A 15,947-nucleotide genomic window follows, 5' to 3' on the forward strand; every position below is an offset into this window, starting at 1 on the left:
TTCGAGGTTCTCTACGCAACGCTACTCAGGCGCAGGGGAGCGCGCCTGCTTATCCCTTTGAAGCTTAGGGGTATTGCGGCCCTTAAGAGAGGGGTGCGTAGAATCCCTTAGGCGCCCGCAAGTGTCGGCGCTGAGTGTCATATAAAGATATCCTTATGGGTTGATTGCTCCGGCGGACGGGCCGCGCTATAGCGACACGTTGAAAATCCTCGCCGCGAGAACCCCTGCATGACCGACTACATCGTTCGCGACATTTCCCTGGCCGACTTCGGCAACAAGGAAATCGCCATCGCCGAAACCGAAATGCCGGGCCTGATGGCGCTGCGCGACGAGTTCGGCGCCGCCCAGCCGCTGAAGGGCGCCCGCATCGCCGGCAGCCTGCACATGACCATCCAGACGGCGGTTCTGATCCAGACGCTGGAAGCTCTGGGCGCTGAAGTACGCTGGGCCTCGTGCAACATCTTCTCGACCCAGGACCACGCCGCCGCCGCCATCGCCGCCGCCGGCACGCCGGTCTTCGCCACCAAGGGCGAGACCCTGGAAGAATACTGGGACTACGCCCACAAGATCTTCGAATGGGCTGACGGCGGCTATCCGAACCTGATCCTCGACGACGGCGGCGACGCCACCCTGCTGTGCGTGCTTGGCCCCAAGGCCGAGAAGGACATCTCGGTCCTGTCGAACCCGCAGAACGAGGAAGAAGAAGCCCTCTACAAGGTGATGAAGCGCTACATCGCCGAAAAGCCCGGCTTCTACTCGGCCATTCGCGACGCCATCGGCGGCGTGTCGGAAGAGACGACCACGGGCGTGCACCGCCTGTATCAGATGGCCGAGCGCGGCGAGCTGCCGTTCCCGGCCATCAACGTCAACGACAGCGTCACCAAGTCCAAGTTCGACAACCTCTACGGCTGCCGTGAGAGCCTGGTCGACGCCATCCGTCGCGGCACCGATGTCATGCTGTCGGGCAAGGTCGCCGTGGTCTGCGGCTACGGCGACGTGGGCAAGGGTTCGGCCGCTTCGCTGCGCAACGGCGGCGCCCGCGTCATCGTCACCGAAATCGACCCGATCTGCGCCCTGCAAGCCGCCATGGAAGGCTATGAGGTCCAGACCCTGGAAGACGTCGCCGACAAGGCCGACATCTTCGTCACCACGACGGGCAACAAGGACGTCATCCGCCTCGAGCACATGCGGGCGATGCGCAACAACGCCATCGTCTGCAACATCGGCCACTTCGACTCGGAAATTCAGGTCGCCGCCCTGAAGAACTTCAAGTGGGACGAGATCAAGCCTCAGGTCCACCACATCGAGTTCCCGGACGGCAAGAAGATCATCCTGCTGTCGGAAGGCCGTCTGGTGAACCTGGGCAACGCCACGGGCCACCCGTCCTTCGTGATGTCGGCCTCCTTCACCAACCAGACCCTGGCCCAGATCGAACTGTGGACCAACGCCAAGTCCTATCAGAACCAGGTCTACACCCTGCCCAAGCACCTGGATGAGAAGGTCGCCTTCCTCCACCTGGCCAAGCTCGGCGCTAAGCTGACCCAACTGACCCAGGAACAGGCCGACTACATCTCGGTCCCCACCGACGGTCCGTTCAAGCCGGAACACTACCGCTACTAGGACCCGGTGAAGGTCTGAATGCAGAAGCCCCGCGTCGTCGCCGACGCGGGGCTTTTCTTTGGGCGTCATCTTGCCCGTCATCCCGGCCGCAGCCGTAGGCGTAGGCGGAGAGCCGGGACCGCCCGGAACACCGCCGTCAACGCTTCTGGCGGTCCCGGATAGCGGCCTCGCCGCTTCCGGGATGACGGAGTGGGGTCAGGCCGCGTCGCGCGGGTCGTAGACGTCGATCTCGCGCCCCATCAGACCCGTCTCGAAGTCCATGAAGATGTCGATCAGTTCGTCGACCCCGACCGGCGGCGCCTTGGGGCCGAAGCGGAAGCGCCAGAAGCTGACGATGTGCTGCACCGCCCCCAGCTGATCGCCCAGGCGGGCGAACAGGGCGGGGGCCTCCAGCAGGAAGTCGCGGAAGGCCAGCGGCTTGCCGTCGCGCGTCAGCCCCGCATAGGCGTCGTCATAATACCGCAGGGTGCGGCTGACCTCTTCGCAGGTCTTCATGATGCGGCCCCGCAGAACCGACCGTCCGCGATCAATATATTCCTTGGCCGCACGGTCGCTGGGACCGACCGGCTTGACCGTGCCCACCTCGTCGGCGACCACGACGATGTCGTTCATCAGGCTGGCCAGGGTCCACTTGTAGTAGAGGAAGCCCTTCCAGCAGAAGACGCCCTCCTGATACTGCTCCGGCTCCAGCCGCAGGGTGGCGCGCAGCGCCTCCAGCCGGTCGCCGGGGGCGTTGGACAGGATCTTCGACGCCATGCGCGCCGTCGACCCGACCGCCGCCACGCCGTCGCCCATGCTGAGCGTGACCAGAGGCTCGATCTCGCTCTGGACGAAGGTCAGCATCCGCTCCAGGTCCGCCTCGCTGAGGGCGAAATAGCAGGGGGCCGCGTCGACCTCGCCCCGCCGCAGCTGTTCGCGCAGCAGGAAGGGGTCCAGCGACGGCAACTGATCCATCAGCCGCAGGGTCTTCAGGTCGGGATGGTCGGCGGCGATCCCGAACGCCTCCTGCATGGCGCGCTCGAACCCGATCTGGTTGACGAAGACGAAGCGGCCGCCGGTCTTCAGGTCGGCGCTGTCGATCGGCACGACCACCTTGGTCGCCACCTGGCGGCGACCGGGAAAGGAGTCGGTCTCGTTGCGCCGCAGCCGGTGCTTGATGATCAGCGAGGTGTTCAGCGCCGGGGTGCGGAACATGGGGCGTTCGTGCCAGTCGTCGGTGTCGCCATGCTCGTCATAGACCTTGAGCAGGTTCAGCACCCGCGCCGTGGAGGCGGTGCGGCGCAGGTGTTCCAGGTTGCGAACGGCGCGATCAGTCATGGCGGCGACACTGCCCGGCAAAGATGACTAACGGCTTAGCTGGCAAAGAAAGAGGGCCGCCTCATGAGAGACGGCCCTTTGCAGTTTGGGGAGGAAGACGGGATCAGAAGGTCGTCGTCACCGACACCCAGAGGCGGCGCGGCTCCTGGTTGTTGGCGTATTCCGGCGCATAGGCGACCGGCGCGCCATAGGGCTTGAGGCTGACGAAGTCCTTGTTGAACAGGTTGTAGACGGTGGCGTTGATCGTGACCCGCTCGGTCACGTCGTACGATCCGCCCAGGTGGAACAGCTCATAGGCCTTGTAGTCGCCCCAGGCGTCGCGGGCGGCGCCCAGGCCCCGGAAGCGCTCCGACCGATACTCGCCGCGCAGCCACAGGTTCAGCTTGTCAGTGGCGTTCCAGCGCAGGTTGGCGTTGACCATGTGCTCGGGGGTGTCGGTCAGGGGCAGGCCCTTGGCCGCGCCCGACTTCTGCTCGCTGTCGGTGTAGGTGTAGTTGCCCGACAGGGTCCAGTCAGGGGCGAAGCGCCAGCGCGCCGCCGTCTCGACGCCGCGCGTCACGGCCTCGTCCACATTCACCTGCTGGCCGAAGGCGGCGACGGTGGAGATGTAGGGGGTGTAGAATCCGACGTCGAAGCAGCCCGAGGTATTATATCCACCAGCCGTGTACTGGGCCTGGCTCAGACCGAACAGGCAGTTGGCGACCTGCGGACCGGCGGCGATCTTGTCCTGGAATTCGTTGTTGAAGACGGTGACATTGGCCCGGAAGGTCGAGCCGTTGTCGTAGAAGACGGCGATCTCGCTGGAGGTCGAGGTCTCCGGCTTCAGACCCGGCGAGCCCAGCAGGGGCAGACGGCCCTGCGCGCCGAAGCCGTTGATGCCCTCGGCCAGTTGCTCCAGACGCGGGGTCTTGAAGCCCTGGCTGACGCCGCCCTTGAGGGTCCACTCCGGCGAGGCGTTCCACACCAGATAGGCGCGCGGGCTGAAGTGCGAACCGAACTTGGAATGGTCGTCGTGACGCGCGCCCAGGGTCAGCGCCAGGCTGTCGGTGAAGCGCCATTCGTCCTCGGCGAACAGGGCCCACTGGGTGTGCTCGAACGTCGTCGGGGCCACGCCGTCGACCATTTCGGCGTCCCAGTACTGGCCGCCCACGGTGAAGGTGTGGTTGCGCCACTGCGAGAACAGCTTGGTGTCGAAGATGGTGTTTTCCGACACCAGGTCCCGCGCGCCGCCGGCGCCCGCCACCCCGTTGGGGATGATGCGGCCGATGGTTTCCGTCCTGCCGAACGACAGGTTGGATTCCAGCACGCCGAACGGCAGACGCCAGTTGTGGGCCAGGGCGTACTGGTCGCGGTTGAACTCCAGCGCATCGCCATAGCCGCCGGCGGTGGTGTTGGTGCCCATCTGACCCTTGGCGTTGTCGTACCACTGGCGCGACACGTCCACGTCCAGCCACAGGTCGTGGTCGGCGTGCGGCGTCAGGGTCAGGCGGCCGCCCAGGGTCCAGATCTCGTTCTCGGTCGAGCTGCGGCCAAAGCCTGAGACGGGGGTCTCCACGCCATCGACATTTGCAAATTTCAGGGCTGACTGCTCGCGCGTCAGATACGACCCGCGCACGGCCAGACCCATCAGGTCCTTCACCAGCGGGCCGTTGGCGTAGAAGTCGCCGCCCCAGAGGTCGCCGAAATCATCGTCGCCTTGCAGGGTGTAGTTGGCCGAGGCCGAGCCGCCCCAGACGTCGCCGACCTTGCGGGTGATGATGTTGACCACCCCGCCCATGGCGTCGGACCCGTACAGGGTCGAGACCGGGCCGCGCACGACCTCGACGCGCTCGATGGCCGAAACCGGCGGCATGAAGCTGCTGGAAGTTTCGCCAAAGCCGTTCGGCGTGACGCTGCCGGCCGTGTTCTGACGGCGGCCGTCGATCAGGATCAGGGTGTAGTCCGAGCCCATGCCGCGGATGTTGATGGTCTGGCCGCCGGTCTTGCCGACGGCCGCGCCCACGTCGACGCCCTCGATATTGGTCAGGATCTCGGCGACCGAGGTGGCGCGCATCTCCTCGATGTCCTTGCGCGGGACGACGCTGATCGAGGCCGGGGCCTGGGTGATGCGTTGTTCAAAGCCGGACGCCGTAACCACCACATCGGCGATCCGGGTCGTGGACTGGCGCTGCTCCTCCGTCAGGTCCTCGGCGTTCGCGGCCTGACCCGTGGCGAGGGCGGCCAGGGCAGAGGCGGCCAGCAGGGTCGAGCGGCGAGAGACGGCGAAGAAAGACATGAACAGCCCCGTTAAGTTGCGAGCGCTTCTCAACATCAGCAACCGTGGCGTGGCAATGGGGGTGTGCGAATACGTCGCAATTGCGTGAGCCTTCATCAAGCGTTGCGGACGCTGGCGCAGACGAGGCGCGAGGCCTAGAAGGCGGACATGGAAATCTTCGACATCCTGATCCTCATCGCCATCGCGGCGGTCACCATCACCCTCGGTTTCGGCGTCTACACCCTGTATCGCGGCGGTGATTTCGCCCGCACCAACTCGAACAAGCTGATGCGGCTGCGCGTCGTGCTTCAGGCCGTGGCGGTGCTGCTGCTGATGGGCGGGATGTGGTGGAAATCCACGCACGGCGGCTGAGACGACAAGCAAGCTGAGGGGCGAAAAGCATGGTCACGCTGAACAAGATCTACACGCGCACCGGCGACGGCGGGCAGACCCGCCTGGCCTCGGGCGCGCCGGTGTCCAAGACCGATCTGCGGGTCGAGGCCTATGGGACAGTCGATGAACTGAACGCCGTCATCGGCGTGGCCCGTCTGAACAGCGGCCAGAATGATCGCATCGACGCCATGCTGGGCCGTATCCAGAACGAGCTGTTCGACCTCGGCGCCGACCTGGCCACGCCCTTGGACCCGGCCCCGAAGTGGGAGGCCCTGCGCATCATCGCCTCGCAGGTCGAGCGCATCGAGACCGAAATCGACTGGATGAACGAGAGCCTGAAGCCGCTGGACAGCTTCATCCTGTCGGGCGGTTCCGCCCTGTCGGCCCACCTGCACCTGGCGCGCACGGTCTGCCGCCGGGCCGAGCGCGACGCCATTCGCCTGATGGAATCGGGCCAGCAGGTGAACCCGGAGGCCGTCCGCTATCTGAACCGCCTGTCGGACCACCTGTTCGTCGCCGCCCGCCGCGCCAACGCCAACGGCGCCGCCGACATCCTGTGGAAGCCCGGCGCAACGCGCTGAAATATCACTGCCGTCATCCCGGAAGCGGCGCAGCCGCTATCCGGGACCGCAGGAAGCACTGACGGCGGCGTTTTGGGCGGTCCCGGCTCTCCGCTGACGCTTCGGCCGGGATGACGCCTTGTTATCGCTGCTGCAAGGCCTCGACCCGGACCCGTTCGGCGGCGGTCGCGGCGTCGCGGGCGCGCTTCTCGGCGGTCAGCCGGTTTTCGATCTCGACCAGTTCCTTGTTCTTCTCGGCCGAGGCCTCGGCGCGGCTGACGCCGATGGGGCGGCCGGTGATTTCAGCGATCGAGATGGGCTGGGCGCAGATGCGGCTTTCGATGTCGTACCACTTGCCTTCGGCCTCGCAGCGCTCGCCCGGTTCCATCCAGTAGCGCTGGAACACGAAGACCCCGGCGATCATCAGGCCGAAGATGCTGAAGAAGAGGACGCTCAGGCGGCCCAGGGTCAGGAAGCGTTTCATGCGGGTCTCATAGTTCAAAATTGCGCCGCGGACACGAACAGAGTTCACGTAGCGTTACGTTGACAGGCCGGTTTCGTCGGTCCAATCCCTGCTCCGACATTTCGAAGACCAAGTGGATAGGCTCATGAAGGTACTCGTCCCGGTGAAACGGGTGATCGACTATAACGTCAAGGCCCGCGTCAAGGCGGACCAGACCGGCGTCGATCTGGCCAACGTCAAGATGAGCATGAACCCCTTCGACGAGATCGCCGTCGAAGAGGCCGTTCGGCTCAAGGAAGGTAAGGAGCATCACGCGGCGGGCACGGCGACGGAAATCGTCGTGGTCTCCATCGGCGTGACCCAGGCCCAGGAAACCCTGCGCACGGCCCTGGCCATGGGCGCCGATCGCGGCGTTCTGATCCAGTCGGACGCCGACCTGGAGCCGCTGGCCGTCGCCAAGCTGCTCAAGGCGGTGGTCGATGAAGAAAAGCCGGACCTGGTCCTGATGGGCAAGCAGTCCATCGACGGCGACAACAACGCCGTGGGTCAGATGCTGGCCGCCCTGCTGGACTGGCCGCAAGCCACCTTCGCCGGCAAGCTGGTGATCGGCGACGGCAAGGCGACTGTCACCCGTGAAGTCGACGGCGGTCTGCAGACCGTGGCGGCGACCCTGCCGGCCGTTGTCACCGTGGACCTGCGCCTCAACACCCCGCGCTATGCTTCGCTGCCCAACATCATGAAGGCCAAGAAGAAGGAGATCGCGGTCAAGGCGGTCGCCGACTACGGCGTCGATGTCGCGGATCGCCTCAAGGTCCTCAAGGTGACGGAGCCGCCGAAGCGTTCGGCGGGCGTCAAGGTCGCCGACGCGGCCGAACTGGTTTCCAAGCTCAAAGACGCAGGGGTTCTGTAATGGCCGTTCTCGTCATCGCCGACCACGACGGCGCGATCGTTCGCGACACCACCCACAAGACGGTGACGGCGGCTCTGGCCCTGTCGTCGGACGTGGATGTTCTGGTGCTCGGCAAGGGCGCGCAGGCCGTGGCTGACGCCGCCGCCAAGATCGCCGGCGTGCGCAAGGTCCTGCTGGCCGAGGGCGACGCCGTGGCCCACGGCCTGGCCGAGGCCGTCGAAGCCACCGTCCTGCCGCTGGCCGCTGGCTACGACGCCATCCTGTCGCCCGCCACCACGGACGGCAAGAACTTCGCCCCGCGCCTGGCTGCCAAGCTGGACGTCGCCCCGATCTCGGACATCGTCGAGGTCGTCTCGGCCGATACCTTCGTGCGTCCGATCTACGCCGGCAACGCCCTGGAAACCGTGCAGTCGGCTGACGCCAAGAAGGTCATCACCGTGCGCCCGACGGCCTTCGCCGCCGCCGCTGAAGGCGGCTCGGCCTCGGTCGAGAGCGTCGCCGCCGGTGAAGCGCCCAAGACCGCCTTCGTCTCCGAGGAAATGGTCAAGTCGGACCGCCCCGAACTGGGCGCCGCCAAGATCATCGTCTCCGGCGGTCGCGCCCTGGGCTCGGCCGACGAGTTCCACGCCGTGATGGAGCCCCTGGCCGACAAGCTGGGCGCCGCCATCGGCGCCAGCCGCGCCGCTGTCGACGCGGGCTACGCCCCCAACGACTATCAGGTCGGCCAGACCGGCAAGGTCGTGGCCCCGGCCCTCTACATCGCCATCGGCATCTCGGGCGCCATCCAGCACCTGGCCGGCATGAAGGACTCCAAGGTCATCGTCGCCATCAACAAGGACGCCGACGCCCCGATCTTCCAGGTCGCCGACTACGGCCTGGTCGCCGACTACAAGACCGCCGTGCCGGAACTGATGGCCGCCCTGGGCTGATCGGTTCGCACGCTGAACCTGAAGCGCGCCGGATGGGAAACCGTCCGGCGCGTTTTCAATTGGCGCTCCAACTCCCTGCCGTCATCCCGGACGGCCGTCAGGCCGATCCGGGACCCAGGCGCCGGCTCCAGACGCGACATCTCCAGTCAAGGCTCCGCCGCCTGGGTCCCGGATCTTCGGCTCGCAGTCTAGCCTTCGTCCGGGATGGCGGCAGGGAGTTGGCCGCAGGGCTCAGTTGGGCCAAACAGGCCTCATGACCGCCCGCCTCGCCATCAAGCTGACGCCCCGCGCCGCCGCCGACCGCATCGACGGCTGGGACGTCGATCCCGACGGTCGCCCCGTGCTCAAGGTCCGCGTGCGCGCCCAGCCGGTCGAGGGCGAGGCCAACGCCACCCTGACCGCCTTCCTCGCCAAGGCCCTGGGCGTCCCCAAGCGCGACGTGACCCTGGCGCGCGGCGGCCAGTCTCGGCTGAAGATGATCGAGGTCGAGGGCCTGAGCGAGGCCGAGGTCCGCGACCGCTTGTCCGGTAGCTGACATTTCCCCTTTACGGCGAGGCTGAACCTCCTTTGTATGCCGTCCCATTGTTTGCCCGCTGTCTGCGGGCGCGAGGGGGTCTCGCCCATGTTGCTTAACCGTCTGCGGGGCCCAAGCCTCGCTGTCCTCACCTGCGCGCTCGGCGCCCTGGCCCTGTCGGCCTGCGCCACGACCGGCGACGCCAAGCCCAAGACCGAGACGGCCTCGGCCGCGCCCGCGTCCAAGGATCGCACCATGGCCCCCGGCCTGGACGGTTGGGCCAATGCGGACCCCTATCCCTCGACCTATCGCGGTCTGCCGCGTGAAAACCTGGCCCTGGTCGGCGCCACGGTCCTGACCGGCGCCGGTCAGAAGATCGAAGGCGGCGTGGTGATCATCACCGATGGCCGCATCGCCGCGGTCGGCGGGGCGAACACCCCGGTCCCGGCGGGCCACAAGGTGGTCGACGCCCGCGGCCGCTACGTCACGCCCGGCATCATCGACATCCACAGCCACCTCGGCGTCTATCCGTCGCCCGGCGTCATGGGCATGAGCGACGGCAACGAGGCCACCAATCCCAACACGGCCCAGGTCTGGGCCGAACACTCGATCTGGCCCCAGGATCCCGGCTTCAACACCGCCCGCGCCGGCGGGGTGACGACGCTCCAGATCCTGCCCGGCTCGGCCAACCTGTTCGGCGGTCGCGGCGTGACGGTGAGGAACGTTCCCTCCGTCACGATGCAGGGGATGAAGTTCCCCAACGCCCCCTACGGCCTGAAAATGGCTTGCGGTGAGAACCCCAGCCGCGTCTATGGCGGCCGCAACCAGTCGCCGGCCACCGGCATGGGCAATGTCGCCGGCTACCGCGCCGCCTTCATCGCCGCCCGCGACTATAAGGCCAAGTGGGACAAGTGGCGTGACGACGGTCAGGGCACGCCCCCGACCCGCAACCTGCAGCTGGAGACGCTCGCCGGTGTTCTGGACGGCTCGATCCTGATCCAGAACCACTGCTACCGCGCCGACGAGATGGCGGTCATGCTCGATGTGGCCAAGGAGTTCGGTTACAAGGTCACGACCTTCCACCACGCAGTCGAGGCCTACAAGATCGCGCCGATGCTGGCCCGTGAAGGCGTCTGCGCCGCCATGTGGACCGGCTGGTGGGGCTTCAAGATGGAGGCCCTGGACGGCATCGAGGAAAACGCCGCCCTGACCGACGCGCCCGAGGGCTCCTGCGCCGTCATCCACTCCGACGACGCCGAACTGATCCAGCGCCTCAATCAGGAAGCCGCCGCCGCCCTGTCGGCCGGGCGCCGCGCCGGGATGAATATCTCCGAAGAGCACGCCATCCGCTGGATCACCCTGAACGCCGCCCGCTCCATCGGCATCGACAAGGAGACGGGTTCGCTGGAGCCCGGCAAGCGCGCCGACGTGGTGATCTGGAGCGCCGATCCCTTCTCGGTCTACGCCCGCGCCGATCAGGTCTTCATCGACGGCGGTCTGGCCTTCGACCGCGCCAATCCCGCCTACCAGCCCGTATCCGATTTCGAACTGGGTCAGCCCGGCTTCGGCCAGGCCGCCGCCGGCGTCGCCCAGGGAGCTCGCTGAACCATGCGTATCCAAACTCTTCTTGCGGGCGCTGTTGCAGCCCTCGCCCTCGTCGGTCCCGCAGCGGCTCAGGACGTCGCCATCACCGGCGGTCGCGTCCTGACTGGAACCTCGGTGATCGAGAACGGCACCGTCGTCATCCGTAACGGCAAGGTCGTTTCCGTCGGGACCGGCGCGGCCCCGGCGGGCCTGCGCACCATCGACGCGCGCGGCCAGATCGTGACCCCCGGCTTCGTCGCCGTCGATTCCGGCCTCGGCGGTTCGGAAGTCGGCTCGGTGCGCGGCTCCAACGACCTGTCGAACAACGCCAACACCCTGAGCGCGGCGTTCGACCTGTCCTACGGCCTGGACCCCTGGTCCTTCACCCTGCCGGTCGCCCGCCTCGGCGGCGTCACCCGCGCCGTGGTCACGCCCCAGCACGCGGGCTCGGGCGGCGGCCACAGTCACGACGACAGCGACTTCGCCGGGGCCGGTCACGGCGGCTATCAGTCGCCAGGCCTGTTCGCCGGTCAGGCGGCGGTGATCAAGCTGGGCGGCGCCGACATCCTTGTGAAGCCGCGCGTGGCCATGGTCGCCCCCTTCGGCGAGGCCGGAAAGGGCGTGGCCGGCGGCGCGCGCGGGGCCGAGTTCGTCCTGTTCAAGGAAACCCTGGCCGAGGTTCGCCTCTATGCCCGCAACAAGGCCGCCTATGACCGGGCCGCGCTTCGCGACCTGTCGTTGTCGCGCGCCGATCTGGAAGCCCTGATCCCGGTGGCCAACGGCGCCATGCCGCTGATCGTCAGCGTCAACCGCGCCGCGGACATCCAGCAGGTCCTGCGTCTGGCCCGCGAAGAAGGCGTCAAGGTCATCCTCGACGGCGCCGCCGAAGGCTGGCTGGTGGCCGAGGAGATCGCCGCCGCCAAGGTCCCGGTCCTGCTGCACCCGATCACCAACCTGCCCGGCAATTTCGAAATGCGGGCGGCGCGGATGCAGAACGCGGCGGCGCTGAACGCGGCGGGCGTGGTCATCGCCATCAAGGGCAATGAGGGCTCGACCCACCGCGCCCGCGACATCCGCTACAACGCCGGCAACGCCGTCTCGCACGGCCTGCCGTTTGCGGCGGCGATTCAGGCGATCACGGTCAACCCGGCCCGCATCTTCGGCTTTGACGGCCAGTTCGGCGAGCTGAAGGCCGGCGCGGCGGGCGATGTCGTGGTCTGGTCCGGCGACCCGCTGGAACCGCTGAGCCAGCCCTCGGCGGTCTTCATCGACGGGGTGGAGCAGCCGCTGCAAGCCCGCAACCTGCTGCTGCGCGACCGCTACCGGTCCGGCGGCGAGGGGGCCATGCCGGTGGCCTATCCGCAGTAGAAACGCTCGTCTGGCTGCCCTCTCCCGGCGGGAGAGGGCTTGAGCCTCCAAGAGCGCAGCGATTGGCAAGGCGAAAGGGTGAGGGGCTACGCTTTCAGTCGGCGGACGCCGTTGCGCAGCGGCTCACGCCGAAGGCCGCCGAGCGACCCTCATCCGGCCCTTCGGGCCACCTTCTCCCATCGGGAGAAGGGACTAGATCGCGCGCTCTTCTCCCCGTCTCCGCGACGCGTCATAAGACGCTTATGCCCACCACCCTCTACATCGACGCCGACGCCTGCCCCGTGAAGGAAGAGGTCTATCGCGTAGGCCGCCGCTACGGCCTCAAGGTCTTCGTGGTGTCCAACGCCTGGATCAATGTCCCCCGCGAGCCGCTGATCGAACAGGTGGTGGTGGACGCCGGGCCTGACGTGGCCGACGACTGGATCGCCGAGCGCGCCGCGACCGGCGACATCGTGATCACCGCCGACATTCCCCTGGCCGACCGCTGCCTGAAATCCGGGGCCCAGGCGCTGAAGGCGAACGGCCAGCCCTTTACGCCCGATTCCATCGGCTCGGCCCTGGCCGGGCGCATGGTGGGCGAGCATCTGCGCTCTATGGGCGTGGCCACCAGCGGCCCGCCGCCCTTCTCCAACGCCGACCGTTCGCGCTTCCTTCAGGCCCTGGACACGGCGGTCGTCCGTGCACGGAAAGCCGCTCCGTGAGCCGCATTCCCGAGGACGAGCTGGAGTTCCGCTTCTTCCGCTCCGGCGGTCCGGGCGGCCAGAACGTCAACAAGGTTTCGACTTCGGTCCAGATGCGCTTTGACGTGCGAAACTCGCCCAGCCTGACCGAGCCTGTCAAAGAACGCCTGATGAAGTTGGCGGGCAGCCGGCTGACGCTGGACGGGGTGATCGTCATCACCGCCGTCCGCTTCCGCACCCAGGAGCGCAACAAGGCCGACGCCGTCGCGCGCCTGGACGAGATGGTGGCCGAGGCCTCGATCAAGCCCGTCTATCGCGTGCCGACCCGTCCGACGCGCGCCTCCAAGGAGCGGCGGTTGAAGGGCAAGTCGACCCGCTCCACCATCAAGAGCGGGCGGGGCAAACCGTCGCTGGATTAATCCCGGGCCGGGCGGAACAGCAGGGCGGCGATCTGATCCTGATCGTCGAAGGCGATGACCCAGTCGGTGGCCTGTTTCTCGAACACCACCCGGAACAGGTCTGCGCCGTCCTGTTGGCCGACATGGTCGATGGTCTTCAGGGCGCCGAACTGCTGCACCATCGGAGTGACGGTCGTCGCCTGTTCGCGGATCTGGGCCGCCAGATCGTCGCTGAAGACGGAATAGTCGACATTGCCGGACTGGAAGGAGGCGATGGCGGCGCGCAGGGCCTGTTCGGAGCGGGCGATGTCCGGGGCTTCCGCGACCGCCGGCGCTGCGGGGCGCGCGGGCGCAGCTGGCTCGCCAAAGGCGTTGGGCAGGGTCGCCGCCGCCGTCCCGCCGATAGGGGCGGGCGGGGTCGTCTGCGCCGCGACCGGCAGGGCGAACAGGCTTGCACACAGCATGGCGGCGAGGATCGGGGTCTTCATAGGCGGCAGGCTCCGAAGAAACGTCAGGCGACGATCATCGGCCAGAGTGTCAGGACCAAGGCGGCGACCGACGCACAGACGGCGACGGTGACGGCGGCGACCACCCAGGGCCGGGTTCCGGCCTTCTCGATCACCAACGTCTGAGACGACGGCGGGTTCTGCGCCAGATGCGACAAGGCCTTCAGCGTGGCCAAGGCTTCTTCCACCGTCTCCCGGATCTGGGCCTGCGGACCCAGTTCGCGCTTGATCCAGCGCTCGACCACGGGCTTGGCCGCCTCCCACAGGTCATGGTCGGGATTGAGACGCCGCGCCACGCCCTCGACCGAGACCATGGTCTTTTGCAGCAGCACCAGTTCCGGCCTCAGGTGCATGTCGAACAGGGCGGTGATCTCGAACAGCTGGCCCAGCAGGCGCCCCATCGACACCTGGCTGGCCTGACGCCCGATTACCGGCTCGCCGACGGCGCGCAGGGCCTGGGCGAAGGTGTCGACCGAATGGTGCGGCGGCACGTATCCCGCCTCGAAGTGGACCCGGCTGATGCGGTCGTAGTCGCGGCTGATGAAACCCCACAGGATCTCGGCCAGGTAGCGGCGTTCCGCCGGACCCAACCGCCCGACGATGCCGAAGTCGATGGCCGTCACCTTGTCCGGGGCGTCGGCGAACAGATTGCCCTCGTGCAGGTCGGCGTGGAAGACGCCGTGGTCCAGGGCCTGGATCAGGAAGGCGCGCACCACCTTGTCGGCCAGGGCGTCCTTGTCGAGGCCGGGCAGGGCCTCCAGCGCCGGATCGGTCATCGGCAGGCCGGGGGCCCACTCCAGCGTCAGCACCCGCTTGCCGACCCCGTCCCAGACGATGGCGGGAGCGGACATGTAGCCGTCCTTGGCCATGACCTCGGCCAGTTCCGAGGCGGCCGCCGCTTCCAGCCGCATGTCCAGTTCAAGCTGGAGCGAGCGGGCGATGATCTCGACGAAGGCCTGGGGCTCCAGCCGCCGGGCGGGCGCGACGAACTTCTCCACCAGCTTGGCGCCCAGACGCATGGAATCCAGTCCGCGCGCCACGCGGCGCTCGACGCCGGGCCGCAGCACCTTGACCGCCACCTTGCGGCCGTCCGCCAGCCATGCGGGGTGCGCCTGGGCCAGGGACGCGGCGGCGACCGGCTCGCCCAGGTCGCGGAACAGGCTCTCGACCGGACGCCCCAGCGAGCGCTCGATCTCGGCGCGGGCTTCGGACAGGGGGAAGGGCGGCAGCTTGTCCTTCAGCCGGCCCAGATCCTTGGCGAACTGGATGCCGAAGATGTCGGCGCGGGTGGCCAGGACCTGACCCAGCTTGATGGCCACGGGGCCGAGGTGTTCGAAGGCCTGACCGACGCGCTCGCCGGGTCGACCGGCGCGATGCTTCTTGCTGGCCAGCATCTGCACGGCGCCCGCGAACGGACGGGCCCAGACGGGCAGCAGGTGGGTCGCCTCGCGTGGGATCAGGGCGTCGTGGCGCGCCAGCACCCAGCCCCAGCCGATCAGACGGAGCGTCGCGCCCAGCGGATCGCGGACGGGCTCCGGCGTCGGGGCGGCGGGCGGGGTCTTGACGGACAGCCGGCTCAGATCGCCCACCCGTGGTGGATGGCCGCGATGCCGCCCGACAGGTTGGTGACGCTCACGCGGCTGAACCCTGCGTCTTCGATCATGCGCTTGAAGGTCGCCTGATCGGGGAAGCGACGGATGCTTTCGACCAGATACTGATAACTGTCGCGGTCCTTGGCCACCCATTCGCCGATGCGCGGAATGGCGTGGAAGGACCAGGCGTCATAGGCCTTGCGCAGGGCCTCGGTCGTGGGCCGCGAGAACTCCAGGCAGATGAAGCGCCCGCCCGGCTTCAGCGCGCGGCGCGCTTCCTTCAGCGCGCCGGCCACGTCCGACACGTTGCGGATGCCGAAGCTGATCGAATAGGCGTCCAGACAGGCGTCGGGGAAGGGCAGGTTCATGGCGTCGCCGACGCCCCAGGCCATCTCCGGCTCGCCGCCCTTGGCCACCCCGTTCAGGATCATCTCGGCGTTGTAGTCCATGACGATGACGGTGGCGTCCTCGCCGCCGCGCCGCGCCTGCGCCGCGCGCGCCATCTTCGAATAGCGCCGCGCCATGTCGCCGGTGCCCCCGGCCATGTCGAGGATGACCTCGCCCGGCCGGGCGTTCAGCTTGGCCGCCGTGGCGTCCTTCCACAGGCGGTGCACGCCCGCGCTCATCAGGTCGTTCATCAGGTCATAGTTGGACGCGACGGAATCGAAGACGCCGCGCACCATCTGCACCTTTTCCTTCGCGTCCACGTCGCGGAAGCCGAAGGAGGAGGTCTTGCCTGAGGGCGCGCCGGTGGGGGAGGAGCTGTCGGCCTGGGTCATGACAGGGGGTGTAACCCCTCCCGCGCGCGGCGTCATCCGGGGAAGCGTCGCAGCCCTTTGAAAGCCCTCCCCCTCGAGGG

Annotated in this window: 16 protein-coding genes; 10 read left to right on the forward strand and 6 right to left on the reverse strand. The window is 67.7% G+C overall.

The genetic code is table 11. The features are described from left to right. The first annotated feature begins 228 nt into the window (after positions 1–228). Complete coding sequence (ahcY, locus tag HX774_RS06330; RefSeq protein WP_178825240.1) at positions 229–1,620, forward strand: adenosylhomocysteinase; 1,392 nt, start codon at positions 229–231, stop codon at positions 1,618–1,620. Between the two features lie 195 nt (positions 1,621–1,815). Here ahcY and HX774_RS06335 read toward each other — a convergent pair whose 3' ends face one another. Both HX774_RS06335 and HX774_RS06340 read right to left on the reverse strand, forming a co-directional pair. Continuing rightward, positions 1,816–2,937 carry a hypothetical protein gene (locus HX774_RS06335; RefSeq protein WP_114818172.1) on the reverse strand — a complete coding sequence of 374 codons (1,122 nt, stop codon included), beginning with the start codon at positions 2,935–2,937 and terminating at the stop codon, positions 1,816–1,818. Between the two features lie 103 nt (positions 2,938–3,040). After that, complete coding sequence (locus HX774_RS06340) at positions 3,041–5,212, reverse strand: TonB-dependent receptor domain-containing protein (RefSeq protein ID WP_178825241.1); 2,172 nt, start codon at positions 5,210–5,212, stop codon at positions 3,041–3,043. Positions 5,213–5,359: 147 nt separating this feature from the next. Here HX774_RS06340 and HX774_RS06345 point away from each other — a divergent pair, with 147 nt between their 5' ends. Beyond that, positions 5,360–5,563 (forward strand): twin transmembrane helix small protein, encoded by a 204-nt coding sequence (locus HX774_RS06345; protein ID WP_114818174.1) that lies wholly within the window; start codon positions 5,360–5,362, stop codon positions 5,561–5,563. 29 nt (positions 5,564–5,592) lie between these two features. Further along, on the forward strand, positions 5,593–6,165 hold the full coding sequence (locus HX774_RS06350; protein ID WP_114818175.1) for a cob(I)yrinic acid a,c-diamide adenosyltransferase: 573 nt from the start codon (positions 5,593–5,595) through the stop codon (positions 6,163–6,165). A 121-nt stretch (positions 6,166–6,286) separates the two neighbouring features. On the opposite strand, the gene HX774_RS06355 is transcribed toward HX774_RS06350, so the two are convergent. Further along, positions 6,287–6,628, reverse strand: a complete 342-nt coding sequence (locus tag HX774_RS06355) for a hypothetical protein (protein WP_178825242.1) — start codon at positions 6,626–6,628, stop codon at positions 6,287–6,289. 124 nt (positions 6,629–6,752) lie between these two features. On the opposite strand from HX774_RS06355, the gene HX774_RS06360 reads away from it, so the two are divergent. The 7 genes from HX774_RS06360 (at position 6,753) to arfB (ending at position 13,011) form a co-directional block, all read left to right on the forward strand. Continuing rightward, the gene (locus HX774_RS06360) at positions 6,753–7,517 is read left to right on the forward strand and encodes an electron transfer flavoprotein subunit beta/FixA family protein (protein WP_178825243.1); all 765 of its coding nucleotides are present in this window, start codon (positions 6,753–6,755) and stop codon (positions 7,515–7,517) included. Then, the gene (locus HX774_RS06365) at positions 7,517–8,446 is read left to right on the forward strand and encodes an electron transfer flavoprotein subunit alpha/FixB family protein (protein WP_178825245.1); all 930 of its coding nucleotides are present in this window, start codon (positions 7,517–7,519) and stop codon (positions 8,444–8,446) included. Before HX774_RS06360 ends, HX774_RS06365 begins: the two co-directional genes overlap by 1 nt. A gap of 253 nt (positions 8,447–8,699) precedes the next feature. Then, complete coding sequence (locus tag HX774_RS06370; RefSeq protein ID WP_178825248.1) at positions 8,700–8,981, forward strand: DUF167 family protein; 282 nt, start codon at positions 8,700–8,702, stop codon at positions 8,979–8,981. Positions 8,982–9,068: 87 nt separating this feature from the next. Next, positions 9,069–10,565 (forward strand): amidohydrolase, encoded by a 1,497-nt coding sequence (locus HX774_RS06375; protein WP_178825250.1) that lies wholly within the window; start codon positions 9,069–9,071, stop codon positions 10,563–10,565. A 3-nt stretch (positions 10,566–10,568) separates the two neighbouring features. Continuing rightward, entirely contained in the window at positions 10,569–11,912 is a 1,344-nt protein-coding gene (locus HX774_RS06380) for an amidohydrolase family protein (RefSeq protein ID WP_178825252.1), read from the forward strand. 242 nt (positions 11,913–12,154) lie between these two features. Continuing rightward, the gene (locus HX774_RS06385; RefSeq protein WP_178825254.1) at positions 12,155–12,613 is read left to right on the forward strand and encodes a YaiI/YqxD family protein; all 459 of its coding nucleotides are present in this window, start codon (positions 12,155–12,157) and stop codon (positions 12,611–12,613) included. Next, positions 12,610–13,011, forward strand: a complete 402-nt coding sequence (gene arfB, locus HX774_RS06390; RefSeq protein WP_114818182.1) for an alternative ribosome rescue aminoacyl-tRNA hydrolase ArfB — start codon at positions 12,610–12,612, stop codon at positions 13,009–13,011. The genes HX774_RS06385 and arfB overlap by 4 nt, the downstream gene beginning before the upstream one ends. On the opposite strand, the gene HX774_RS06395 is transcribed toward arfB, so the two are convergent. From HX774_RS06395 to HX774_RS06405, 3 genes are read right to left on the reverse strand one after another with little or no spacing between them, the layout of a single operon-like run. Then, positions 13,008–13,478, reverse strand: coding sequence for a hypothetical protein (locus tag HX774_RS06395; protein WP_178825256.1), 471 nt, complete (start codon positions 13,476–13,478; stop codon positions 13,008–13,010). The genes arfB and HX774_RS06395 overlap by 4 nt on opposite strands. Positions 13,479–13,501: 23 nt before the next feature. Then, the gene (ubiB, locus tag HX774_RS06400; protein WP_178825258.1) at positions 13,502–15,085 is read right to left on the reverse strand and encodes a 2-polyprenylphenol 6-hydroxylase; all 1,584 of its coding nucleotides are present in this window, start codon (positions 15,083–15,085) and stop codon (positions 13,502–13,504) included. Next, on the reverse strand, positions 15,073–15,867 hold the full coding sequence (locus HX774_RS06405; protein ID WP_178825260.1) for a class I SAM-dependent methyltransferase: 795 nt from the start codon (positions 15,865–15,867) through the stop codon (positions 15,073–15,075). Before HX774_RS06405 ends, ubiB begins: the two co-directional genes overlap by 13 nt. Between the last annotated feature and the right edge of the window lie 80 nt (positions 15,868–15,947).

It is taken from the genome of Brevundimonas sp. P7753 (genome assembly GCF_013386595.1).
In the GTDB taxonomy this organism is placed as follows: domain Bacteria; phylum Pseudomonadota; class Alphaproteobacteria; order Caulobacterales; family Caulobacteraceae; genus Brevundimonas; species Brevundimonas bullata.